18 protein-coding genes and 8 pseudogenes are annotated in these 26,276 nt (G+C 43.5%); 18 read left to right on the top strand and 8 right to left on the bottom strand.

What is annotated here, in order from left to right; translation table 11 throughout:
- Positions 1-526: 526 nt before the first annotated feature.
- From CI959_RS00770 to CI959_RS00755, 4 genes and pseudogenes are all read right to left on the bottom strand, one after another.
- Positions 527-655, bottom strand: a pseudogene (locus CI959_RS00770) (transposase); the annotation flags it as partial.
- A gap of 128 nt (positions 656-783) precedes the next feature.
- Positions 784-1,692 (bottom strand): exopolyphosphatase, encoded by a 909-nt coding sequence (locus tag CI959_RS00765; RefSeq protein WP_057250691.1) that lies wholly within the window; start codon positions 1,690-1,692, stop codon positions 784-786.
- Positions 1,685-1,963: pseudogene (locus tag CI959_RS00760) on the bottom strand (polyphosphate kinase); the annotation flags it as partial. The pseudogene CI959_RS00760 and the gene CI959_RS00765, both read right to left, overlap by 8 nt.
- Before the next feature lie 345 nt (positions 1,964-2,308).
- A complete protein-coding gene (locus tag CI959_RS00755) occupies positions 2,309-3,400 on the bottom strand; it encodes an Sb-PDE family phosphodiesterase (protein ID WP_005842464.1) in 1,092 nt (363 codons plus the stop codon).
- A 576-nt stretch (positions 3,401-3,976) separates the two neighbouring features.
- Between CI959_RS00755 and CI959_RS00750 the strand changes: the two genes are divergently transcribed.
- From CI959_RS00750 to CI959_RS21410, 9 genes and pseudogenes are all read left to right on the top strand, one after another.
- The gene (locus CI959_RS00750) at positions 3,977-7,084 is read left to right on the top strand and encodes a TonB-dependent receptor (RefSeq protein WP_080552604.1); all 3,108 of its coding nucleotides are present in this window, start codon (positions 3,977-3,979) and stop codon (positions 7,082-7,084) included.
- 29 nt (positions 7,085-7,113) lie between these two features.
- Positions 7,114-8,421: a RagB/SusD family nutrient uptake outer membrane protein gene (locus CI959_RS00745; protein WP_005842468.1), complete on the top strand. Its 1,308-nt coding sequence runs from the start codon at positions 7,114-7,116 to the stop codon at positions 8,419-8,421.
- 165 nt (positions 8,422-8,586) lie between these two features.
- Positions 8,587-9,513, top strand: coding sequence for a phosphodiester glycosidase family protein (locus CI959_RS00740; protein WP_012055748.1), 927 nt, complete (start codon positions 8,587-8,589; stop codon positions 9,511-9,513).
- The gene (locus CI959_RS00735) at positions 9,506-10,369 is read left to right on the top strand and encodes a phosphodiester glycosidase family protein (RefSeq protein WP_095231393.1); all 864 of its coding nucleotides are present in this window, start codon (positions 9,506-9,508) and stop codon (positions 10,367-10,369) included. Before CI959_RS00740 ends, CI959_RS00735 begins: the two co-directional genes overlap by 8 nt.
- A gap of 61 nt (positions 10,370-10,430) precedes the next feature.
- Positions 10,431-10,904, top strand: a pseudogene (locus CI959_RS00730) (IS21 family transposase); the annotation flags it as partial.
- Between the two features lie 109 nt (positions 10,905-11,013).
- Positions 11,014-11,919 (top strand): IS982 family transposase, encoded by a 906-nt coding sequence (locus tag CI959_RS00725; protein WP_016270147.1) that lies wholly within the window; start codon positions 11,014-11,016, stop codon positions 11,917-11,919.
- Positions 11,920-11,939: 20 nt separating this feature from the next.
- Positions 11,940-12,191, top strand: a pseudogene (locus CI959_RS00720) (IS21 family transposase); the annotation flags it as partial.
- Positions 12,178-12,975: an IS21-like element helper ATPase IstB gene (gene istB / locus CI959_RS00715; protein ID WP_012055745.1), complete on the top strand. Its 798-nt coding sequence runs from the start codon at positions 12,178-12,180 to the stop codon at positions 12,973-12,975. The pseudogene CI959_RS00720 and the gene istB, both read left to right, overlap by 14 nt.
- Positions 12,976-13,342: 367 nt before the next feature.
- Positions 13,343-13,504 (top strand): hypothetical protein, encoded by a 162-nt coding sequence (locus CI959_RS21410; RefSeq protein WP_005835698.1) that lies wholly within the window; start codon positions 13,343-13,345, stop codon positions 13,502-13,504.
- Between the two features lie 103 nt (positions 13,505-13,607).
- Here CI959_RS21410 and CI959_RS00710 read toward each other — a convergent pair whose 3' ends face one another.
- The 3 genes from CI959_RS00710 to CI959_RS00700 are packed head-to-tail and all read right to left on the bottom strand — an operon-like array spanning position 13,608 to position 18,545.
- A complete protein-coding gene (locus CI959_RS00710) occupies positions 13,608-14,210 on the bottom strand; it encodes a Crp/Fnr family transcriptional regulator (RefSeq protein WP_005835699.1) in 603 nt (200 codons plus the stop codon).
- Between the two features lie 9 nt (positions 14,211-14,219).
- Positions 14,220-15,836 (bottom strand): RagB/SusD family nutrient uptake outer membrane protein, encoded by a 1,617-nt coding sequence (locus CI959_RS00705; RefSeq protein ID WP_005641955.1) that lies wholly within the window; start codon positions 15,834-15,836, stop codon positions 14,220-14,222.
- A 12-nt stretch (positions 15,837-15,848) separates the two neighbouring features.
- Positions 15,849-18,545, bottom strand: coding sequence for a SusC/RagA family TonB-linked outer membrane protein (locus CI959_RS00700; RefSeq protein ID WP_095231392.1), 2,697 nt, complete (start codon positions 18,543-18,545; stop codon positions 15,849-15,851).
- 1,120 nt (positions 18,546-19,665) lie between these two features.
- Here CI959_RS00700 and CI959_RS00690 point away from each other — a divergent pair.
- The 9 genes and pseudogenes from CI959_RS00690 to CI959_RS00645 all read left to right on the top strand — a co-directional run.
- A pseudogene (locus CI959_RS00690) lies at positions 19,666-19,998 on the top strand (helix-turn-helix domain-containing protein); the annotation flags it as partial.
- Between the two features lie 46 nt (positions 19,999-20,044).
- Positions 20,045-20,701, top strand: coding sequence for a recombinase family protein (locus CI959_RS00685; protein ID WP_004289426.1), 657 nt, complete (start codon positions 20,045-20,047; stop codon positions 20,699-20,701).
- A gap of 59 nt (positions 20,702-20,760) precedes the next feature.
- Complete coding sequence (locus tag CI959_RS00680) at positions 20,761-21,195, top strand: VOC family protein (protein ID WP_039953112.1); 435 nt, start codon at positions 20,761-20,763, stop codon at positions 21,193-21,195.
- Positions 21,196-21,392: 197 nt separating this feature from the next.
- Positions 21,393-21,866, top strand: a pseudogene (locus CI959_RS00675) (DinB family protein).
- Positions 21,867-22,548: 682 nt separating this feature from the next.
- The gene (locus CI959_RS21725; RefSeq protein WP_004289420.1) at positions 22,549-22,710 is read left to right on the top strand and encodes a VOC family protein; all 162 of its coding nucleotides are present in this window, start codon (positions 22,549-22,551) and stop codon (positions 22,708-22,710) included.
- An 8-nt stretch (positions 22,711-22,718) separates the two neighbouring features.
- Positions 22,719-23,270: a ClbS/DfsB family four-helix bundle protein gene (locus CI959_RS00660; protein WP_004289419.1), complete on the top strand. Its 552-nt coding sequence runs from the start codon at positions 22,719-22,721 to the stop codon at positions 23,268-23,270.
- Between the two features lie 21 nt (positions 23,271-23,291).
- Positions 23,292-23,930 carry a GyrI-like domain-containing protein gene (locus tag CI959_RS00655; RefSeq protein ID WP_004289418.1) on the top strand — a complete coding sequence of 213 codons (639 nt, stop codon included), beginning with the start codon at positions 23,292-23,294 and terminating at the stop codon, positions 23,928-23,930.
- Positions 23,931-23,949: 19 nt separating this feature from the next.
- Complete coding sequence (locus tag CI959_RS00650) at positions 23,950-24,564, top strand: DNA alkylation repair protein (RefSeq protein ID WP_032596683.1); 615 nt, start codon at positions 23,950-23,952, stop codon at positions 24,562-24,564.
- 16 nt (positions 24,565-24,580) lie between these two features.
- Positions 24,581-25,170: pseudogene (locus tag CI959_RS00645) on the top strand (type 1 glutamine amidotransferase family protein).
- 512 nt (positions 25,171-25,682) lie between these two features.
- Here the strand turns inward: CI959_RS00645 and CI959_RS22045 are convergent.
- Positions 25,683-26,276: pseudogene (locus CI959_RS22045) on the bottom strand (N-acetyltransferase).

Below are 26,276 nucleotides of genomic sequence, written 5' to 3'. Positions count from 1 at the left end.
AACGAGCAACGCCGAAGCCCACGCCGATATGTATATAAACGAATATGATGCAAACAACCGACAAGGTCTGCCTGCATACAATCAATCGGATATAACATACCCATGGACATCTACCGTTGCTTTGAATTTGACTAACAATTCGAAACTGCCAGATTTCTATGTGTCAAGAACAAAGCGTCAAGTAAACGCCTTCACATTTTGTCTGTCCTCAATCCCGACCCATCATAGCCCACTGTTATCCATTTAGGGGGATGACAGCCCGGCGTGAGCAGCCTTTCTATACACAACCTCTTTTGAAAGGATGAGCTTAGAAAGAAGTCGAGGACTGTTGCAAAGATAACCAATTGCGTCTTAAATCAAGAAAGAAATATGAAAAAGTTTATTATTGCAGAGCGAGATTGTTTTATTAAGACCAACGGGATGATATGCCTCCACACTACTTAAAGTAGTATGGGAGCAAGCCGTTTCGGTATGCCCGAAACACAAACTTGGGGGCAGCGGATTTTTCCGGTTGGCAAGCTTTCCTTTAAGCGTATAGCCTAGCCAGTCTGAACATGAAGAATTTCAGATCAGCCACCCCTCTTAACTGGCTTCGAAGAGCTTTGATTTTAGCATTGAACGACTCCGCTGAAGCATTTGTCAATCGTTCTTCAAAATTTTAGGGGAAATACCTAAAGATACAAAAAAGCCAACTAATTCGCAATACTTTTAGTATGAATTAGTTGGCTAATTTTATAGGATTTACTGAATATCCCTAGTTAAAACAGCTATGCACAATTCCTTTTATTCCGTTTTCAGGTCTATGGCATACAAATTGTCAATAATACCATCTGCTAAGCCAATGACCGGAACATGGATATACTCAGCTTTGACAATACCTGCAATTATCAGAAATATCCCAGCGGCGGGAACAATAACATCTGCACGGTCAGTTTTCAGATTAAATTCTTCCATGCGCTGTTCAAGAGTTAGAACTTTTAACTTATCATACAGCTCCTGCAAAGAAGTGATTGGCAAACGTGATTGTTTCTTATCCTTTTTATCAGCAAGACGATAAAGTTTATTAATATTTCCACCCGAACCTATAATATTGACACCTTGAAAATCAGCAGTTAAACGAGTCAAGTCACTTTTCATCTGTTCCCAACTACCTTCTCTTACAGAATTGCTCAACATTCGGACGGTACCTATATTATATGATAGAGACTGTACCAACTCTCCGTTGATGAGAAAATTTATTTCCGTACTTCCCCCACCGACGTCTACATATATATAGTTTCCGGCACGGTCTTCCAAACACTCGATATGATTGTTATAAATCATACGTGCTTCCTCTTGACCGTTAATCACTTCAATGTTGATTCCCGTATCTTTCCATACCTTTTTGATTACAGACTTGCCATTTTGGGCATCACGCATGGCAGAAGTGGCACAAGCCCTATAGTTTGTCACTTCATAAATTTTCATCAATTGTCGGAAAGCCTTCATCAACCTGCGCAATTTCATCACCTTTGCATCCGACACTTCTCCCAAGGAAAAAACATCAAAGCCTAAACGTAGAGGTACACGCAGGAGCATCACTTTGGAAAGGCGCTTATTGGCTAGATTCTCATTATTCTTCACCTTTTTGATTAACAACCGCACTGCGTTAGAGCCGATGTCAATAGCTGCGTAACATTTACTATCAGTCATTCGTTATATGTGATTTGTAATACTTATATAGTTCTTCTTGCGAGCGAAAAGATTCTTCGGTATCCGTTGTCCAAAGGCAGTTCTTACCGCTTCCGTCGACAACGCTACCCTGACAATTACCCCGGAGTCCAAAATCAATGACTTTCCATAAATCCTCCTTGATTCGAGAATCATAAACGGGAGTGATTACTTCCACCCTGTTATCCAAGTTGCGCGGCATCCAGTCCGCCGAACCGATAAAAGTCTTATTCTCTCCACCCGCTGCATAAATCAAAGAAATCTTCAAAAGATCGCAGCTTAAAGAAAATGAACAGATTTGTATAGTGATGAACAAAAAAGAGGTGCATCGTGCATTACGACACACCTTCTTGTTGATTTATATCTATATAAACCTATAATTTAAATTAGATATTCAAACTTTTGATATCAATTTGATTGAATGTAGATAAAATATAAAGAACAAGTCTGATGAATCCTCAAATTCAATAAATTGACTCATGGCCATCACAATCTATTTGGCTATTCATGCCACCGTTATTGCTTATTCTAACTCTTCAAAAGAGTAGGAACAGCGTGCAGGCAAAAGATCAGTCCATGAATTACTATCGATAGCATCTCACAGAGAAATGGTATATTTCAGTCCTTTATCGGGAGCCACAATAAAGTTCGTTACCTCGAAATTTACATCGCCACCTTTGATACCCTGTTTAAACCCGATACGGACAGTGTAACGCGTATGTGGCTTTAAGGTCATATCCCGGAAATACACCAATAAAGTGTCATGCGCTGTCTTTTTCAGTTTCAAAACAAGATCCGTCACATTGGTGATAGAGAGCGTCACTCCTTGCTCATTACGACTTACCTCTTCAATCTTCACGCACTTTTCAAAAAAGGGACGAAGCAAGTCTTCTCGTCCTATCAGCAACTCATGAAAATAAGCAGCAGTACGGCGATTGTCTAAAGCTTCGCGGATACCTTGCAAAGAGCGTTCCTTCGCAAAGACAAACGTCATGGTACGGTGTTCTCCTTTCTCAAAGTCGTAATCAGTCTGAATCGGCTGATGAATATCGGAAGTACCGATCATCGTAAGGTTTTTATCCAAACACCACTGAATGGCTTCAGGCATATACAAATGACCGTTTGCCACTTCGATACCGTGCATACAGCCTTCTTGATAGAGTGCTGTATGTTCTGGCCACCACTTGGTCGTATCCGGTTGTTGACTATCCCATCCGGGATGGTTCCAAAACATAAAAGCGCCCTGCTTTTTGGCTTCACGAAAAGCATCCTTGTAGTCTTTTTGTTCCAATGGATTGGAATCAGACAAGAAGATGGCATTAAAGTGTCCGGGTGCCATGGCTCGCGTAATCTCACTGCCCTTAATCAAAAGTATCCCCAACTTCTCAGCTTGTTCCCGACAAAGGTCGAACGAACGGTTATGATCCGAAACAACATCCTGTTTGTGAGGGCGGTACTCAATATGTTCTGTCAGTGAAATGGCATCCAGTCCATCCCGGTAGGCTTCATCTACACGCACGGTAGGCCAAACCAGACCATCGGAGAACACAGAGTGCATGTGAAAGTCACACTTCAACGTGGTATATCCGTCCAAATCAGGAACCTGAATTTCATTCCGGCGTTGCGCCTGTCCACTCATCAAGCAAGTGGTCAAAAGGAATGCACTCACCAATACTTTCTTTACTTCCATATAATCTATTAATTTAAATGATGAATTTACTATTTCCAAGCAGGGTTTAGAGGCAATAAAGCAGGATTATCCGCATACCGACAAAGTTCCATTTGGCTGATTACTGAATGCTCCATCAATCCACATCCTCTCCAAAAAGACATTGGCGCAGCGACGGATAAAAGTGGCACACTACCCATGCCGGAAAGGACTTTTGCTCTATGATTCATGTATTTGATGATATATGCCTGTTATTGATATGGTGGCAAAAATACCGGCATCATATTACATAGCAGTTAAGTGGCAGAAACGTTTCAATGACAAAATAAAGTACGTTTTTTTACATTAATCGATTACAATCCACCTACCCGGAACCTCTCCCCGAACTCCTCATACTTGGCAACGATACCTTAATATATACGAGCGGTCATCTTTGACTTACCGGTTTTTTTATGTAACATTTTCTTGACGCTTTCGAATTTGGAACTTAACCAGTTTCGCTTTCCCTGTAATACGGATATGCCTTACTTTGCGACCGTTTTTAAGAGTTATTGACTACTTGTCAACAAAGGATTTTTAGTTATTAAATATTGTTATATGAAATTACGTTACTTACAGATTGCATCGTCTATCTGTATTACATGCTGTCACTTAGGGATGTCTCATCCTGCTCTTGCATCACAGACTTACAGCAAGATGTTGACCAAAGAGTATGTTGTGACAAAGAAGAATGTCAACGGTACCATTGTTGACAAGGATGGAAACCCACTGATTGGAGTAACCATCTTTGAGAAAGGTACAGACAACGGATGTATCACAGATTTCAACGGCCAATACCAGCTCTCGCTATCCAATCGGGATGCTGTCATTGTCATCTCCTACGTTGGATACAAGACACAGGAACTGAAAGGAGACCAGCTGGTCGAGAAAATTGTGCTCGAAGAAGATGCAGTTGCGCTGGATGAGTTGGTCGTTGTCGGATACGCCGTCCAGAAAAAGAAAGAACTGACCGGTTCAACCTCCTCACTCAAGGCCAGCGACAAAAAGCTTTCGGTAACAACCAGCTTGGACCAGATGATGCAAGGTAACCTGAGCGGTGTAAACATTACGAACGCATCAGGTATGCCCGGTGGAGCTGTCCGTGTCAGCATCCGTGGTGTAGGGTCTATCAACGGCTCAAACGAACCATTGTTCGTCATTGACGGTATACCTGTAAGCAACTCGGACAATTCAGGCGTCAACGGACGCTTTGGTGGTAGCGTGCAGAATCCGCTGTCCATGCTCAATCCCAACGACATCGAGTCAATAGACGTACTGAAGGATGCAGCGGCAACGGCCATCTATGGTTCGAGAGCTACCAACGGTGTTGTGATGGTCACCACCAAGAGAGGAAAGAAAGGCCAACGGACAACCGTAAATCTTAGTGCTTCATACGGTTTGCAGTCACTTCCCAAGGAAATCGAAATGGCTGACTCGGATCTTTACCTTACTGTTCGTAACGAAGCCGTCAACAACTACAATACCCAAAACAACCTGAAACCGGGAGACAACCTCTACAAGACTCTGGAAGTCAACCCCCGTCCGGGACAACCCGATACAGACTGGATCGATCTCATTACTCACGACCAAGCAGCCGTACAAAACTACGAGGTTTCGGTTTCCAGCGGTAGCGAAAAGACGCGTTTCTACTCTTCTTTGGGATACTTCGACCAGGAAGGTATTATCCTTACGAACCGATTCCGGAGATATTCACTCCGCACCAATGTCGACCACGACATCTCCAACGCCTTCCAGACTGGGGTGTCCATTGCACTCAGCAAAACCATTAACAACCGCGTTCCCAATGACAACGTCGGCAACGGCATCTTTACACGCTCCATCGAGCAGCGGCCGTTTGATGTGCCGTTCAAAGAAGATGGAAGATACATGATTGGAGGCGTGGATATTCCACGACACAACGGGATCCAGGTCCTAAATGAACAAAAGTCCAAAAACGAATGGTACAGAGTGCTGGCCAACGCCTACCTGACCATCAAACTGTTGGAAGGACTGGAATACAAGCTCAGCCTGAGCGGAGACATCCGCTATTCAAACGACTATCTGAAGCTGACTAAGGACCATCCCTACGGCAGTCCGAAAGGTGAGATTACAGACTATCGTTCGATGATGCAGAATTATCTGATCGATAATACATTGACTTATACCAAACAGATCAAGGACTTCAATTTCACGGCATTGGGAGGGTACTCCATGCAAGAAATCAACACAGATGCCAGTTCTATTGTCGGCAAGGACTTCCCGTCTTCACAATTTGACTACATCAACGCGGCAGGTAGAATCAACAGCGCTTCTACCACCGGAGGAAAGAATCGACTCATCTCTACCTTCTTCCGATTGAACATGGGTTATGCGGACAGATACCTTTTCACCTTCTCTATCCGTGCAGACGGTTCATCCAAGTTCGCTGACGGTAACCAATGGGGTACCTTCCCATCGGTGTCAGGTGCTTGGCGCATCAGCAACGAATCCTTTTTTCCAAAAGACGGAATCATCTCGGACCTGAAGCTGCGTGCCAGCTGGGGTATGACCGGTAACCAGGAAGGAATTGGAAACTATGACTCCCGTTCACTGGCAAATGGCGGACACAACTACAACGGCCAGGACGGCATTGCTATCACCACCCTGGCCAATCCGGACTTGAAATGGGAAAAGTCCGACCAGACAAACATCGGTCTGGACCTGTCGCTGTTCAATGACAGAGTCACTGTCGGTATGGACTATTTCATCAAGAACACGAAAGACTTGCTTTATGACCGCCCGCTGCATACTACAACTGGATTCTCATCCATTACCCAAAACATCGGCAGCATGCGAAACACCGGTTTCGAATTCAATGTAGAGAGTCACAACATCATGAACGACCGGTTCAGCTGGGATACACAGTTCAACATCTCAACGATCAAGAACAAGCTGACCTCACTGATTGATGAAAAGCCCATTCCTGTAGGCAACCATGTCCTTCAGGTGGGACAACCCATCGGATCCTTCTACATGTATAAAATGGATGGTATCTATCAAGATAATCAAGAGGTTCCTGAAAAACTTTATGCCAAGGGGGTTCGTGCCGGTGACATCAAGTATGCAGACAAGGACAATGATGGTGATTTGACACCCGCCGACAAGGAAATCGTCGGAAAGCCCCTTCCGGATTTCTTCGGTGGTCTCACCAACCGGTTCAGATACGGCAATTTCGACCTGACCATCTTCAACACTTTCTCCGTTGGCAACGATGTCTATGCTACCGGTATGGGTGGTATTGATGCCGTTGGACACAACAACTACGGCATGCGTAAGGACATTGCTGCCAACCGATGGACCGGCCCCGGCACAAACAACTCGATACCTCGTGCCATGATCAGCACGCACAACACACAGGCATCTACCTACCTGCTTCATGATGGCTCATACTTCAAATTCAAGGATGTGACACTGGGGTATACCCTTCCGTCAAACCTGACCCAGAAGCTGAACATCAGCAATATGCGTGTGTACCTGTCCGCACAGAATCTGTGGACCATCAGCTCTTATCCTGGATATGACCCTGAAGTCAGCTACTCAGTCAACAATTCCAAGACAATGGGCGAGGATGCCATGACCGTTCCTCAGTTGCGTACGTTTGTCTGCGGCTTCAATCTTACTTTCTAAATATAATTCATTTATAATCGATATTCATCATGAAACTAAATCATCTGATATATACATTAATGCTGGGCACCGCGTTGGGTACCAGTTCCTGCTCCTGGTTGGATCTGGAACCTGCAACGGCCGTCTCACCCTCCATTCTCGGACAAGGTGAAGTGGAACAACTGCTAACCGGTACCTACCGCTCGTTACAGAACGACCCGGGTCGCGACACCTGGGTACTCTTTGACATGCGGGGCGAGAATCTGATCAATACCTACCTGAGCGGTTCCAATGACTTTGTAAACAACGAGATACCCTCCAATAACGGTACGCTGCTTACGATGTGGCGTGGTTACTACAAGGCCATTTACAATGCCAATACCACCCTTTCCATCCTTTCCAATTTGGAGCCCAGTGAAAAGAACACCCATATAGAGGCACAGGCTCGTTTCCTCCGGGCATACGCCTATTACTGTCTGGCCACACGCTGGGATGGTGTTCCCATCATCAAGGACAATACCCTGGAGAACGTAAAGCGTGACAAACAGTCCGCTGTGTTCAACTTCATCAAGGAAGAGTTAAGTTTTTGTATCGATGAAGGACATTTGAAACCTTTTGGTGAAACTTCGGGCGCACCCTTCACGGTAAGCCTCGAAGCAGCCCAAGCTCTGATGGCACGCTTGGCCCTGACAACCGGAGATATGGAAACGGCCAAAAATATGGCTGAAACGCTGATCGCAAATCCCAAATTCAAACTCAGCGAAAACTACGACAACATCTTCACGACAACCAACAACAGCGAGATAATCTTCAGTTTCCGCAACAACACTAGCGAAGGAGGCCAGAACTTGTACGCCCTGTTCACCACCTACAACTCACCGATGAAAGGAAGCTGGTTTCTCTGCCCGTCTCCCGAATCGGAGAAACTGTTCGAGGATCCGGCTGATACGCGCAACAACACCTGCATCACTACGCTGGAGAGCGTTTCCGAAACCTATATCATCATGAACAAGTTCAGAGATTTTACGCCGCTCATCGTTTCACGTATTGCAGAAATGTACCTGATTAGTGCGGAAGCACAAGGACGGAACGGACTGAATAGACTGAACGAGCTGCGCCGTTCAAGAGGATTGAATCCGTACAACAACTCGGATATTGCTTCGGAGGAAGACTACCAGAAGAAAGTAGCCCTGGAACGCAGAAAGGAACTTTACTGTGAGGGCTTCCTGTTTTTTGACCTGATTCGTACCAACAAGATTTCCGAAGAGGTAGTGTCCATGAACGGAAAGACAAACCTTTATCTTCCCTTGCCGGAATCAGAGGTGCAATACAATCCCAACCTCAACGAATATAACTGATAAACCAATCCCTGTTATTCATCGTTGCCCTGCTCGGTCGGGATACTGTTGGTTTCTGTTGGGACAGCCTGCCAACCTCTGTTTCGATTGGAATGTGAAGGGCAACGGAAATAGTCACTATCGGGCGTTGGGAATACCCCAACGCCCAACTTTTAATGGATTCTCATGAAAAAACTGAAAACCGCCTTTATTTCCCTACTGTGCTTGTCTTGCATGACAATATCCAACAAGGGATCAGCTTCAAACCCGGTACTGCGTATTTCGGACGGGTGGGTGGCAGACACCATTGCGCCGGCACTGATACATTACCGATTCGCCGGATATGACTCCATCAGCCAAGCGCACCAAAATGTAGACGTTCTCGAGGTCGACCTGACCTCCCCAAGTTATGATATACAGCTTGTTTACGAAGAGCATGGGGATTCCCTATCTTCTGTAGCGGAACGCAACAATGCGGCTGCCGCCATCAACGGAACCTACGAGGCCGAAGCATCGTTCATCAAAATCGGAGGTAGACTCCTTGCCCAAAACCGTTTGGACAGCACACACATTCGATACTGGAAACACGAAGGTGCCTTCCTGTTCGATGACGACAACAAGAACATCGACATCCGATTTGCCAGCGACTCGACTTTTCTTTCACACCCCGCAGCAAACATTTTATCCGGTGCTCCCATGTTGATAGACAACAACGATCCTGTAGGGCTGAATTTTACCGGAAACGTAGAAGGAATGGACCTGAACAAGCTTGATTACGAAGACTTCAGAAGGCACCAGGGAGTGAGACACCCGCGGACAGCGGTAGCACTTACAGAGCATAAGAAACTGCTTTTGATAACCGTTGACGGAAGAAGTACCCAGGCGGCAGGAATGTCTGCAAACGAACTGACCCGATTTCTACTTACTTACTTCTGCCCCCAATCAGCCTTGAACCTGGATGGTGGAGGGTCCACTACCATGTGGATTGCCTCTTCAGAGCAGCGAGTAGGAGGGGTCGTGAACCATCCGACTGACAACAAGAAATTCGACCATGCGGGACAACGCAGAGTAACCTCGTTCATTGTCATCAAATCATCTGAAAACCATGAATAAATATCTCAGTTTCATCTTTGCTTCAGTGCTCACACTCACGGGCGTACAGCTTTCCAAAGCCAGCAATCCATCGGATTCCCTGGCCATCGTATCGGCCAAATGGGAGAGAACATCTTCACTGCAAGGCATCCAGTTGAAACAAGCTTCGATAGAAGGCCTGTTTGGAGGCAAGCAATCCATCAGCATCCTGACCATTGGAAGAGCGGAAGGCTATACAGCCTTTATTGCTACGACGGACTCGCTGACCACCACTAGCCAATTGGCTGAACAAAGCCGTTCTTCTGCAGCCATAAACGGGTCGTACTTCAGTATCAAGGAAGGCTTCTCTACCTGTTACCTCCGTAAAAATGAAGCGGTAATAGATACGACAACTACCGAAGAAAGGCATTTGCGTGTCAATGGTGCCGTACACATGGTGGATAACAATATCCGGATCATACCATGGAACGACGAAAATGAGAAGAAAGGGTTCCCGCTGGATGGGGATATACTTGCGTCCGGACCGCTCTTGATGCAGGACGGCAAGACGTGTGACTTCACGACGATAGATCGGGAATTCTCAGAGACCAGACATCCCAGAAGTGCCATTGCACTCACAAAAGAAGGTGACATAATGCTGGTAGCGGTAGATGGAAGGACAGAAGGGCACGCAGATGGAATGTCCATTGCAGAACTTGCCTATCTTTTGCGAATTCTGAAGGCACATTGCGCACTTAATCTGGATGGAGGCGGTTCTACCACCTTATGGGTGAATGGTCAAGTGGTCAACCACCCAAGCGACAACAAGAAATTCGACAACAAAGGAGAAAGAAAAGTCCACAACATCATAGCCGTTCGAAGATTGACAAATCCATAGAGTACAACATGCTTGCTCACAGACAAATCGGGGAGTACTGCATCAATCATGCAGGAACAGTCTGAACAGGGAGGCCCTCGAATGGCTTGAAAGGACGGGGAACGGGAAGGTGCACGGGACCACCCGTCTTTTTCCCCGGGAAGAGTTTGCCGTGGAAAAAGGCTTTCTCATGCCCTATCATGGGACGCCACAACCACCGCAGGAGGAGATGAGGGAATACCATGTACGCAAGGACAATACAGTGCAGTACAGGGGGAATTATTACAGCCTGCCATACGGAACTTACCGGAGCGGGCAGACAACCGTCTGGCTGCAGGAAACGGAAGGGAATGTGGAGCTGTACAACAAGGATACGGGGAAACTCATCTGCCGGCATGCGCTCTGTACCAGAAAGGGAAGGACCGTTTATGACGACTCCCACAGAAAACCGAGAAACGCCGGAGTGAAGATAGCCGAACGCATCCTTGTCCATGTGTCGGGCAACAGGGAGGTAGCCATGTGGATGGATAATCTGAAAAGGAGGAAGGAACGTTATTAACGTGAGTTCGAAATAAGAATAAATATATTTCACTTATAATTAGAAACATAGCGATAAAAGTATTAAATTTATAGTGCTGAATTATAACATTTAAACGATTACCACTATGTTTCCAGAGTCTAAAGTTACAGAGATTTATTGTATGGCCGATGATTTTTGCAAGGAATTTACATTGCAACAGGAAAAATATATGATTAAGGATATGAAGACCATGCATCGTAACAAACCCAACCGTATGAGTGATGCAGAGATTATGGTTATTCTAATCCTGTTTCACTCCGGTGGTTTCCGTTGTTTCAAGCATTACTACAAGGAGTATGTCTGTAAACATCTGAAACACCTTTTTCCTCGTCAGGTTTCTTATAACCGTTTTGTGGAACTGGAGAAGGAAGTATTGCTTCCCATGACCATATTCATCAAAAGAGTACTGCTGGGAACTTGTACCGGCATCAGTTTCGTTGATTCCACTCCCTTATGTGTATGTCGTAACCAAAGAATCTTGATTCATAAGACATTTGAAGGGCTTGCCGAGCGTGGAAGATGTTCTATGGGATGGTTCTTCGGATTCAAGCTGCATCTGATAATCAATGACAAGGGTGAAATCCTCAATTTCATGTTCACGCCTGGAAACGTGGATGACCGGGAACCGTTGAAACAGGGTAGGTTTCTGGAAAACATCAAAGGAAAACTATGTGCAGACAAGGGATATATAGGTCAGGCTCTGTTTGAAAACCTTTTCCTTAATGGCATACAACTTGTTACTAAAGTTAAAAATAATATGAGGAACTCACTGATGAGTATTGCCGACAAGATTTTGCTAAGAAAAAGAGCCTTGATTGAAACGGTCAATGACGAACTGAAGAACATCGCACAGATTGAACACTCAAGACATCGTTCATTCAGTAACTTTATAGCCAACTCCTTGTCGGCTATCGCGGCATACTGCTTTTTTGAAAAAAAGCCCGCCATTGACGTAAAGTTTGTCAATGACGGACAACTTGCTATTTTTTGATTTTATTTCGAACTCACGTTTATTACAGGGATAATCTGGAGGTGATCCTGCGCATAATTCCCGGATATGACAAGAATACACTGATAGAGGCCATACGGATATGTCTGGACAAAGGCATCTATAACGGGGACTCGGTTAAAAGCCTGTGTGAATATGTGTGCAGGGGAAAGGAAAATGGAACAGAAATATACGGACTGGAGGATCACCTGCCCCGACAAGGCGGATTGATACAGTCTTATAACGAAATACTCAGGGATTATGACAAGACATAAGAAGGAACTCATGGAATGTGCACGTATGCTCAAGCTGGGCAATCTGACCGAACATCTGGAGGAACTGCTGCATCAGGCCCAGGAAAAGCAGCTGACCTATCCGGAGTTTCTACTCGCCTGCCTCAGGGAGGAGGTCCGGACCAGGGAGAACCGGAAATATTTGTGTCGTTTGAAAGCGGCCGGGCTTCCTGCAAGGCATGATCTGGACCGTTACGACTTTACCCGGACGGAAGGAATCGACTCCAGAAAGCTGCGCGAACTGCGCGAGCTGGTATGGGTGGGACAGGCATACAACCTGCTTCTGGCAGGCGGTTCCGGAACAGGAAAGACCTATATTGCCGCCGGACTTGTCCATGAGGCGGTGAAAGCCGGATACAGGGCATATATGGTTACGCTGGAGGACCTTCTGACCTGTCTGAAGACAAGGGATGTTTCCAGGCATGCGATGAAAACCTACAAACGGATCATGAAGGCACAGCTGCTGGCCATTGACAATGCCACACTCTTTCCCTTGAAAAGAGAAGATATCATGTTGCTGTTCAAACTGGTGAATGAGTTTCAGGAAAAGACATCGCTTATCGTTACAGCCAACTACTCCCTTACAGAGTGGCTGGCAATACCGGGAGAGGAAGCTGTCGCAGCGGCATTGCTTGACAGACTGCTCTACTGTTGTGAGATTATACAACTGTCAAGAAACAGCTATCGGATGGAAAACAGGAAAACAATTTTTAGCAATCGGAGTGAAGATACAGACACTTTAAAAGAGTTAACAACTGTAAAGTAATATCCTGCTAAAAGTGGGATATATTAAATTACATAAAAATGAGGTGTGTAAATTTGCAAGGTACATGTGTGCCCCACTGGTATGATCCCTGTCTTTTATAATTTAAAGTCAAGCAAGAGAGGAAAGTAAATAGGGTTTAGTTTATGCATAGTAAATGTAAGATTTACTTGCAACAGGTAAAAAGATTTTTAAGGTTAACAATGTATGCGGCATGCTAAAAAGTGATTATTATGTTGGAAGTTGTTCTATATAAGTATTTACTTTTTGTCGTTCAAAAGATATGACTTCAATATAGTAAACATACACTTTTTAGTTTGCCCTTATTTTTCGAATAAGATGAGTGAGTCATAAACATCAGTTACATATTATGAATACTTTCGGCTCTATCACGTATGAATTTTTTAACAATAAAAAGAACTATCATTTTGATTTAACAGGAGCTTTTAGTAACATTATTGAAGAAAGTGAAGCAATAGAATATGATGATGACGACGATGAGGATGAATTCGATGATGATGACGATGACTAACATCTCATTAATCCATAGCTTTTAAGTTTATTAAAGAAACAGGTCAGGACGCTATATCCTGACCTGTTTTTGATGTTAGTTAAGTCCTAATAGTTAGTTTGCTTTATTTGCTCTCAGCATTAGCTATTGATGCACGTACTCTGCTTAATGTTTCCAATGTCATCTGAAGATATGAAGCAATCATTGTCAAAGGTGCTCTTCTAGTTATTTCAGGAAAATGTTGCTGTAATCTAGCGTATCTGTCATTTGCTGATTCGAAACGTAAAATGTCAGCCTTTAATTGTGATAACATTAAGGAATTTTCAAAAAAACTCCGATATAGATAAGCTATATCACCATTAGCATCAGAAAGTTCTTCCATTATATCACGCGGAATTTCCCATAAAACACTGTTTTCTACAGCATCCATCATAAGATGTGTTGGCTCTCGGTTAAAATAGCTGTCAATACACCAGACAACATCTTTTTCACATGCTAAATGTTCTATCACATCCTTATCATGCTTTAGGTAGTGCTGTCTAATAAATCCCTTTTCTATATAAAATAGGCAATTACAGATATCACCTTCATTTAGAATTATATCACCTTTTTGATATTTCTTAGGCTGAATAATATCTGCAAAAAGGCGAATATTCTCCAACTTAAGTTTGCGATTAGGGCATGTTTCAGCTATAATCTGTTTTGCAATGTCAAATTGAATACTCATAGGCTAAAGTTATTTATATCCAACATTTTGTTTCAATTTTGGGTTCAAGTCTATACTTTTTTGTGGAATAGGAAAAACTGTGGTATACCCATTTTTCTCATCAGCCAGTTGGACTCGCTGATCGTATGATTTGTGATAAACTCCAAAACGCACCATATCTTGTCGTCGCCAGCCTTCCCATACTAACTCCAACAAACGCTCTTTCAATATGTTCTCAAGCGTAGCTTCTCGATATGGCATACCAACACGACCTCGGACTTCGTTCAACTCCAACGAGCCATCCTCACCATTACGTACCTTTGCCTCGGACTTCATCAGGAGAGCATCGGCATAGCGGAATAGCACGATGTCGTTATCCGGTTGTCTACCGTCGGAATGTGAGGTCCTATCAACCTCATATTTTGCCATACGAGCACCAGCTGTCTTGACATAGGAGCTTCCCGTAAGATTCAACTTTAGCTCCAATGGGAAATACTCCAACTGCTGTCCATTGTCCATCATTACAGGCTTTCCATCAACCTCTACGATGCCGGCATAGAAGTTCTTTTCAAAGCGAGCATCTACATCATCTGTGCCGTATCCGTTGGCTAAGACTGTTGAGATATTGGCACTGGTACCATTTTCCGATGAGCCCCCCAACGCACCGCCATGGTTGTAGTGTCGTGATCGGAAGAGATACCAGAACTGCGCAGCATAGAGGTTCTTATCCAACGGAATGGTGAATATGTTTTCGTTGGAGTTCTCGTTATGCACAGAGAAATTATAGCTATAATCGTCCTCCAACCGATAACCTACCTCGGCAAGTTTATTGCAATATTTGATACAGGTCTGCCAAGCGTTGAGTTTCTCACCATCGACGGTGAAAAATATCTCTTTACCGTTCCGTGGAACGCCATCAGTCCAATTATCATCACAATATATCTCGGCATTAAGAGCCAACTTAGCCAAAAGGAAATTAGCTACAGGTGTTGTTATACGACCATAGTAGTTACCCATCTTATTACTACGCTCATTTGGCAACAACTCGGCAACCTCCTGCAACTCATTCACGATAAAACGGAAAACCTCGCTACGCTCGCTCTGCACAACTTCATCCTGCGGTTGTTCATAGGATGTTACGATGGGCACTCTGCCATACATATCCATAATGTAGTAGTAGAAAAGTGCTCTCAGAGCTCGCACCTCAGCTTCGTAGGCCACTCTCTGCTCCTCAGATAGGTTATGGCTATACTTATCGATGATATGCAGAGATTTGTTCGATAACACAACAACCTTGTAGAGGTATTTCCAAGTATTGTAGAGTGGTAAATCATTAGGACTCCACTTATGCTGATACATATTCGTCCACAAACCTCCATCGTACCAGTCGCCACCACGAATAGGTATCATGGCTTCGTCTGTAGTAAGTGTGTTATAGTCATAAATCCCACGACAGGTCCCCTGTAAACCCTCACTGTCTGCACTGCCACCAATGTAATTGTAGAGCACAGCCACTGCATTAATATATATGTTGTTGGCATTGTTGTAAATGTCTTCTTCATAAAGTTGATCTCTAGGGTCTTCAGTAAGACAAGAGGTCATCATCGTTGCCAAAGCAACCATCAATATGTTTATATATCTTTTCATAACTGTAAGCGGTTAGAATTGAATACTAAGACCTAACGAATAGGTACGATATAAAGGATAGGTGCGTTTGTCGTCAATGCCCAAAGTGTTGCTTACTACATAACTGTTTATCATTGGAGTAAGACCGCTATAGCCTGTGATTGTTGCAAGGTTGCTAATGCCTGCCGAAAGACGCAATGACTTCACAGCCTTGGATTTCATTGGAATATTGTAGCCTATGGTAATATGTTCAATATTTACATAGTCACCTTTTTCCAACCAATAGTCTGAAACATTCTGATCAATAATATTTTTTTCAGGAGCACCCTTCAATACATTGTAGTCAGGGAATATAGACATATTGGTATAAGCCAAGCCCGTGCCATTGAATATCTTATGACCGAAAGCACCATTTATCTGCATGGCAATATCAAAGGACTTGTAACGGAAACTGATGTTTGATCCAATAGTTACCTTGGGGGTTGCCTGACCTGCTATATACCTGTCTCCGCCATCGCTAAAATCAATCTCGCCATCATCATTCAAATCTTCAATATCGTAACTGTAGCCACCAAGTTCATTTTCTTTAAGCCCTTTGCAGTGAGGTAGATAGAATACCCCCAATGGCTGACCTACAATCTGATATACTACATTATTGTCTCCACCGTTCTGACCTGCACCATAAAGCGAGCCAATCGGAGTAATATCTGAAGCTGTCATATGCATACCATTATACTCTCCACTAAGCGAAAGTAACTTATTCTTCTGGTAGGACATATTGAAGTTGATATTCATCTCCATATCCTTTCGTTGAATGGGAACTACCGAGATTCCTAGTTCGACACCCTGGTTAGACATCGAGCCGATATTTGCCATCAGTTTATCGAACGCAAAGGTCGGAACGGGAACATCATACTCATAGAGCATATCCGTTGTCTTTGAGTAATATAATTCCGAGGTAAGCATCAACCGATTATCCCATATACCTAAGTCAAAACCGATATTAAATGTTGAACGAGTCTCCCACTTAAGGTCCGGATTCGTGTTGCGTATACTTCCCATTGTTACGGTAGGTGCACCGTTGATGGATACGATACCATTCTCCTTTACGGTATTAAGTGTTGTATAGGATGTTATACCTCCAAGATTTCCTGACCGACCATATCCGGTTCTTAGTTTCAACATTGTTATAAAGTCAGTATCAGAGAGGAAGCCTTCTTTTTTTACATCCCAACCCAGTGATACTGATGGGAAGAATCCGAAAGTATTGTTATCGCTTACCATTGAAGAGCCATCTCCACGGAGTGCTGCCGCAATAGAATATCTATCCTTGTAACTATATGTGACACTACCCATTATTGAAGCAAGTGACGGGTCTTCATAGCTACTGCTCGTACCACCGAAAGGACGCGATGATGTTGCTCCGATGTTATTATAGGAGAAATCATTTGTTGTTATTCCTTTTGCCTGCACCCATAAACCAGTCCTTACCTGTTTAAGATATTCTGCGCCAACAACAGCATCAAGGTGTGAGTCTCCCCAAGCATTGTTATATGAGAGGGACACATTTGTAAAGTAGTCTTCACCCTTGAACTCTCCACGATAAACATTGCCTTGCGCCCACACCCATGTAGGACAAAATTGAGCATTTCCCGTAGATGAATATGAATAAGAGCCGAAAGCCGACAATATCAAATTGTCAAGGATATTAAATTTCATCCCCAAATGTGTATTGAAATTCCGTTCTTCGGAGTCATTTTTCTCATAGAGGAGTGCTCCGGGGTGGTTGATGTGTGATGCAGCCGAGTTCTTCACCCAGTTGCCATTAACATCAGTTCCTGCTGGATATGTAGGATTCTGTGCAGCTGCCGAGTAAAACAGCATTCGTGTATCGAAAATGTCGTGTATCTTTGACGAGTAGCCATATACACCAAAATCGCCAACTAAGCGACCATCGAAAGCCTTTTGTGTAGCATCAAGTTTTACCACTAAATTTCGGTAATCGTTAACTTTGACAATTGTATTATGATCCATAAAACCGAACGATGCTCGATAGTTTGAGTTTTCCGAACCACCGCTAAAAGCCAAGTGATGCTGATGTATCAAGCCCGTACGAGTAATTACATCGTGAAAATTGGTGTTGTAGCCACCATTATTGTAATCTAATCCAAGTGCCTCTGCTGTAGCTATATACTCCGGGCCGTTGAGCATTTGCAGATGTTTATACATTGACTCGAATCCGTAGTTGCCATCATATGATATTTCGAAACCTCGCCCCGTTCCTTTCTTGGTCTTAATCTCAATTACACCTGAAGCACCACGGGAACCGTACATTGCCGTTTCGGTAGCATTCTTCAAAATAGTGAAACTCTCGATGTCTGCGGGATATATGGTAGATAGCGTAGCGATGTCAGATGTCACTCCGTCAATAATTACTAACGGGTCATTGCCACCCATAATGGATGTGGTACCACGCACACGGATACTATTCAGCATAGCGAGCCTGTCAGTCCCATTAGTGGTGACGTTCACACCGGCAGACTGACCACTCAATACATCCAAAGCATTATTCAATGGTCCCTTCTTGATATTCTCGGGCCTGATATGCTCTAATGATTTAGTCGCCGAAATGGTATCTTGTTTCTCTCTGATATTCTGTACTTGTGCATCAATTTTTTGAGCACTACAGATGAAGAACATTATGACAAGACAAAGACTGACTCTTCCCATCTTGATTCGTTAAATCTCTGTAGATTCCCCAGACCAGACAGTTAATAAATCTTATACGCAATGTATTATAAAGAGGGGGATTGGGAATCTGTACTATTTCCCTGCCTGTCCGTCCGCTTAGCCATTGTATATTTTTTTCTGTTATTTCATATCAGTGATGCTGATAATCCAGGCAAGAACAGAGTAAACATCTACCTCTTTTATACATAAATCCTTTCCAAGGACTTTATAAGCGCAACCATTAACTATATTACATTACAAATGTAACAATAATTTGTCATTTGAAGAAATTTAGAAAAAAGAAAAAGTCATTATGCGTGATATTTTTTATTTAATTACGACATTTATCAAATACAAAAAATCATAGAAGGACAAAAATCTTTAAATGATTTGATTATAAACAAACTTTAAATAGTTAAATTGCAATAATACTATACCATGGTTGTTCTTTACCTTAATGTAATACTACTGTTATATATCTGGTCATTTATCTCCTTTTGTCGGATGCAAAGGTTGCCAAACCTCTTTTAGAAAACGAAAAGTTCAAGCGGTAAACCATTTGGAGCAGTTTCGTCCTCCGTTGGAGAGTAAACAGCTCCAAAACCTTTTCTTATTCATCGGCTTGGCTGAAAACTGCATCCGGCAACGGAGATAAACGACTGACGAAATAATAGCATAAAACAGCATAGCCCCCCCTTAATAAGGCAATTTTATCAATGCTGTTTTCATTCTTTTCAGAGGACTATTATTTTCGACAGAGAGAAATTTGGCAAGCGGCAGATTTCACTCCCTCAAAAATAATAGATTTGAATTGCTGTCCTCTTGCCTTTATTGGAAATTGTAGTACCTTTGTAGTGGCTTGTGCGAACGAGCCAAGCAATGTGGAAAGATGGGAACATCGAACCATCAATAAAGTACCGAAAAGAGGGAAAATACCCTCTACCACCGCTCTTTGAGTGTTAAGAAATAATAAAAAGGTTAAATCTTCACCTTTTAGAATGTACCCCTAAAGGTTATGCCTGTAGATACTAATTGAAAAGTGCGCCAATATTCCAGTTGAAAATTGCGCCACCATAGGATAAGTATAATGACCTTTGTATAATCCAAATGCAAAGGTAAAATGAAGACTATGGTAGAAAGACAATCAATAATACACATGTATAGAGTATGCGGTTATAGCAAACGGCGTATCTCTCGTGAACTTCATGTCAGCCGTCATACCGTTGACAATATTCTTTCAAAGTACGAATCAGCCATCCGCACGGACAATCCAGAAGAGGCTTTGAGTGATTTGCTTACCATCCAGCCCAGGTATGACAGTTCCAGACGCCGTCCTCGCCGGCTCACACAAGAGATTAAGGATAAGATAGGATTTTGCCTGAAGAAGAATGCCGTTAAGATAGCTACCGGACTTCGCAAACAGCGCATGTTGAAAAAGGATATCCACCAGTTTAATTGTCGGGAAAAGGCAATTTCGTGCTTTTTTAATTTTTCCGACTATGGTAGTAGCTTATTTAAGGGTCAGCACGGGAAGGCAGACGCTGACTAACCAACGACACGAGATCACGAGATTTGCCGGTAGTAGAAACATGGTGGTGGATTGCTGGGTCACGGAAGTCGTGAGCGGCAGCAAGAAAAGACGCGACCGGAAACTCGGGGCAACGGTAAAGCGGTTAAAAGCCGGGGACACGTTGATCGTGACAGAACTTTCCAGGTTAAGCCGCACGCTTACCGATATTATGACGATCGTGGGGGAACTGCTCGAAAAAGGCGTGTTCCTGTACAGTACCAAGGATCGCTATTCTTTTGACGATACCATCAACAGCAAGGTGTTATGCTTTGCGTTCGGCCTGGTGGCCGAGATCGAGCGAAACCTCATATCCGCCCGCACCAAAGAGGCCCTGGCGGCACGACGGGAACAAGGCGTCATACTGGGTCGCAGGAGGGGAAGCTATACCAAGCTCCAACGCCTGATCGACGCGGGAGAAGAAATAGCCGGCTTGTTAAATGACGGGCGGACGATCGCCATGATATGCGGGAGGTACGGCGTCGCAAGAAACACATTCGACCGTTTCAGGGCACTATTTCTGCAAGCCACGGTTATAGAGGGCAAGCGAAACTACAGTTTCGATCCTGATATACGGATAAACAAGTGAAATACTGTTAACTCCAGGAGTATAGATTCGACACACAATAACTAAAATATCATGTGAATATGAATAAAATTACTTGTATTTGCCTTGGTGTCCGCAACATGAGCCTTGCAATAAGATTTTATCGTGATGGACTCGGTTTCGAAACCTGCGAGAAAGGAGATGAACCACAGGTTATATTCTTCAATACACCAGGTACGAAGTTTGAGCTTTATCCGCTGGGGCTGCTCGCCAAAGACATCAGTGAAACGAATCCACCGAAAATTGCCGAGGGCTTTGCGGGAATTACACTCGCCTACAATGTGGAAAGACGTGAAGAGGTGGATGTGGTTATAGAAAAAGTATGCAAAGCAGGAGGCAGAATCGCGAAAGAACCCGCGGAAACTTTCTGGGGCGGTTATCATGCCTACTTCTCCGATCTTGACGGGTATTATTGGGAGGTGGTGTGGGGGCCTATGTTCGAATACGATGAGAATGGTCTGCTAAAAGATTTGTGATTTTTAATCAAGCGAATTGGATATAAGGTGAAAACTGTGCCTAGCTCATGTTGTCTCGTATGCAAAGAAACCGAAGTGCAACGAAATTAGGATGAAGACGATTCTAATAATCATCGCAAAGAGTAAAGTACAAACTCATCTGATTTGCCTGACGTTGAGGAGTTGAATGTTTTACTGTTTTTGACTCAATAAAACAAATAATAAAAATGGATTTTTCAAATGTTACAAATGGGATTCTACGGTATATTGATACTTGGGAGCAAAAATTGATTGATTTACCAGTTGATACAATTACAAAAAAGAGGAATAAACAAAACAGGACTATCAAACAGATACTGGATCATTTGGTTGATTCTGCTGCAAATAATCACCAACGCGTGGTTCGATTACAGTACAACGATAAACTTGACTTTCCCGATTATCAACAGGATAATGACTTGTGGATCGCTTTACAGGATTATCAAAATGCTGATTGGAATATTACGATTCAGTTGTAGAAGTATTACAATCTGCACATGATTCAAGTGATAAAATCGGTTGACCATACTAAGCTTGAAAATTCATGGCAGAATTTCGAGGGTATTGCTGTAACTCTTCGCCAAGTGATTGATGGATATTTGGGACATATTGAGTTGCATCTTAACGAGATACAGGAATTAATAGAACAATAAAAGCACGACGGTACAAAGAAAATTATTATTTTTGCAGCATAGAATAAATGGGGAAAGAGATATGCGAATTGACTGCATTGACATAGAAATGCTCGCTCCCTGCGGTATGAACTGTATGGTCTGCCATAAGCATTGTCATACACGGAAAACGCAAAAAACTTGCGTCGGCTGTACGCGGGAAGGCAAAGGGAGACCGGAACATTGTCGCAAGGCAGGATAAAGGACTGCGTGCTGCTGAAAGAGATTACTTATTACTATCAGTGTGGCGACTTCCCTTGTAGACTTATAAGAAACCTCGAAAGAAGTTACAACAGCCGTTACAAGGAAAGTCCGGTCGAAAATAGTGAGATTGTAAAGGGAAACGGGGTATTTTATTTCATTTCATGGAAACACACCCCGCTCGATACACCTGCACGGAATGTGGCGGCATTGTCTCATTGCACGACAAGGTTTGCACGGAGTACGGAAAAAGAACACGATAAGAATGAAGATTAAAAAATATATGCCTGTTGGATTTATGTCAGTGATTTGCAACGGTCGAAAAAATTCTATCGCAATATAGGGTTTGAGATAAAAGCCATTGATGGCGACCGGATAGAGTTCGATTTGGGCGAGACATCGTTTGCCATCCTGAAAAGAACCGGAGAGAAAAGGTGAAGTTGTTGCCGGCAAGACAAGGATTATGTTGGAGGCGGAGGATATCGAACTTGTCCGGGATGAGTTGAGAAGCAAAAATGTGAAGATCATCGGCAACATCAGAGAAGAGCTATACGGCGAATTGCTGACTTTTGAAGCCCCCAACGGGCATTGCCGGAGTTTTAGCAAGGAACTCTATGATAAATAATAACGACTATGGCAAGAGCAACGACAAAAGGGGATTTGATAACATCTGCCAACGGACAATTCGACAAGATGTGGAAACTCATCGACAGTATGAGCGAAGAACGGCAGAAGGCAGCCTTTGCCGACGAAATGGCAACGGCCGGGAAAGAAACACATTGGAGCAGGGACAGGAACCTGCGTGATGTGCTTGTATATCTGTACGAGTGGCATCAACTGCTACTAAGGTGGATAAAAGCCAAGCTTGACGGCGGGTACAAAACCGTCCTGCCCGAACCGTACAACTGGAACACATACCCGGCAATGAACGTGGAGTTTTGGAAGAAGCATCAAAGCACGCCATTGACACAAGCAAAAGCGAACTTAAAAGAGAGTCACAAGGAGGTAATGACTCTGATAGGGCAATTCTCCAACGATGAACTCTTTGTCAAGGGGGCGTTCGATTGGCCTGGCACTTCCACTTCCACTTCCACACTCGGTGCTTACTGTGTTTCGACAACGGCAAGCCATTACGACTGGGCGATGAGGAAGATAAGGATGCATATCAAAACAAGCAACAAATAGATAAGATGGAGGAATAAACCAATGGCTTTTGACTACAAAAAAGAATACAGGGAATTCTATATGCCCCCCAGCAAGCCCGGTATCATTACCGTGCCAAGCATGAACTACATAGCCGTTCGAGGACAGGGAGACCCGAATGCAGAGGAGGGAGAATACAAACAGTCGATCGGGCTTTTGTATGGAATCGCGTTTACCATCAAAATGAGCCAAAAAGGCGATCATCGGATCGAAGGGTATTTCGATTATGTCGTGCCGCCGCTCGAAGGCTTCTGGTGGCAGGATGGCGTAAAAGGGATCGACTATGCCCGAAAGGAAAGCTTCAAGTGGATATCGGTCATCCGTCTTCCGGACTTTGTGACAAAAGCAGATTTCGAGTGGGCAATCCGGGAAGCAACGAAGAAAAAGAAAACCGATTTTGCCAAGGTTGAGTTTCTCTCCTGTGATGAGGGCTTATGCGTCCAATGCATGCATGTCGGTTCTTATGATGACGAGCCGGTTACTGTCGCACTTATGCACGAATACATGAAGAGCCGGGGCTACGTCCTCGACATTACGGATAAGCGCATGCATCATGAAATCTATCTCAGTGACGCCCGGAAAGTCGCTCCCGAAAAGCGAAGGACTGTGATCCGGCACCCGATAAGAAAAATGGAAGAATGAAGAATTTTACACTCAACAAATGAATATCGATAACTTATTAAACAAGATACGGCAAATAGAGCATGGTTTTCACCACATCCTTGATGGGGCTAATGAAATCCTTTCCGCATACCCGAGGAAACAATTTTTTGAACTTGCCCTCGAACTGTTCAGGCATGAAGCCTACCAATTCAGGATGCTGGCGACAACGCTATTGGGTAGATTGGCAACAGAGAATAATAATGCTCTTTGTTTTCTGAAAGAGACGGTCAGTATAGACAAGAATTGGCGTGTACAGGAAATGCTTGCAATGGCTTTCGATGAAGTTTGCAAGTATAGAGGATATGAAGCGTCTTTACCGCTCATCGAAGAGTGGCTGAATGACGACAATCCGAATGTTATCCGTGCCGTAACTGAAGGGTTGAGGATTTGGACAACTCGTCCGTTCTTCAAGGAGAATCCGTCAATTGCCATTGCGTTGATCGGTAAGCACAAGGCACATGAAAGCAAGTATTTAAGGAAATCCGTGGGAAATGCCTTGAGAGACATAAGCAAGGAGCACGCAGAATTGATACGGGATGAGGTTCAGCGATGGGAGTTGTCCAATCCCCGAATTCTCTTTACCTACAAACTTGCGGCGAAGTTATTAAACTAAGAAGATAGATACATCAATGAAACAGAAAGTTTTATTTGTCTTGTTAAATGGGTACGCAGACTGGGGGGCTTTTCTCTCCACGGCCCTTCATGTGGCCGTGATACCGGATGGTGAAATCAAGTACGAAGTGCATACCGTTGCACCGACATTGGACACTGTCCGTCCTATCGGCGGTTTCAGAACTTTGCCCGATTATTCTTTTGAGAATATGCCGAAAGACTATGCAGCCTTGGTGCTTATCGGCGGCAACCGTTGGGATTCTCCCGAAGCGGAACTTGTCGCCCCATTGGTAAAAGAGGCTTTGGATAAAGACAAAATCGTCGGGGCGATATGCAACGGTGCTTCGTTCTTGTGTTCGCACGGTTTTCTGAACCATGTAAAGCATACGGGCAACGGTATTGACCAACTCAAAAAATGGGGTGTACAGTTTATACTAACGTAGAAAATTATGTGGAAGCACAAGCTGTCAGTGATAAGAACATCGTTACGGCAAACGGTGTAGGACACTTGGAATTTACCCGTGAGATGCTTCTGTTACTGGGAGCCGACAACCCCGAGCAGATTGACAAATGGTATGATTTCTACAAAAACGGGTGTGTGAGATAAAACAGTAGTTCTGAAATTCTAATTTACCCCTCTGTGCAAACCACCGAAATATAGCGATAATCACACTCATTTACAGTTACTTACCTCCCATTCTCCCTCTAATACCCTTTCCTCGAATAGTTCCGATTAAGTCTTTCATGAAGTAATTACTTTTTTTCGTTTTTACCGCTTGTACTCTTGGTTCTTCCGTTTGAATTACTTATTTTTGCCTCAGATTAAGAGTTATTTGACAGTATTGAGAAATATAGTGGTTCTAAACACTTTCCAATTTCTTATCCGTTGCCCGTTCTCGTGTGAGTTCTTCCCAATCTACTAATAGCCAGTTAAATATATTCTAACTGCATCAAATATACGAAAAAACTATCAATAAACTCTTTTCCTGATTAGAAAAGAAATTGCTATTCAGTAAATTATATAACTTGAACCTTATGACCGCATTTGGCGACTGCATAATATGCACATAAAAAACGGCCTCGAATGATTATTCCGAGACCGTTTCTGTCAAATTCAAGTTATATCAGTCCTTTATATGGCAAGCGCGTTTTCAAAGGTGCGTCTTGTGGAATGTCATAAATATTGCTTTTCTATCTCTTCTGTCTTGTATAGAGGAAGAAAGCCGTTTTTGTCGTAATACTTAAGCACCCTTTCCTCGTTGTACGCATCCACTACGATAAAGCGGCATCCCGTTTTATTGTCCTCGTGACGGAACCAGTCTTTTATAAAGGTCATCAGTTGCTGTCCTACATGGCTCGGTGTGCCCTGATATTCCCGGTTTACCCCCAGTCTTCCTATCAGTACAGCCGGGTAGCTACGCCCACGTTTTGGGTTTACGATATTACGTTACAAACGATTTTTGTCATTGGAAGAGATTAATTTGGTCTTGATGCTGTCATTAGCCAAGGTAAACAACGCTACAATACGGTGCGGAAATTCAGTCGTCACCCAACAATAAGTTTTCCCTAAAAGTTCATCCGCATATAAATCGGCATCATGAAGGAAAAAATCATCAAGATCATCCTCGCCGCAAGTGAAAGGGAGACACTTTTCCCGCACTTCCCTATATAGGCAGGCATGACGCAATCATCGTATAAAGAAATCCCGTCCAT

The organism is Parabacteroides sp. AT13, assembly GCF_002272965.1.
Taxonomy (GTDB): domain Bacteria; phylum Bacteroidota; class Bacteroidia; order Bacteroidales; family Tannerellaceae; genus Parabacteroides; species Parabacteroides distasonis.
Note: the sequence above shows the minus strand (reverse complement) of the source record. Positions and strands in the feature narration are given on the sequence as shown.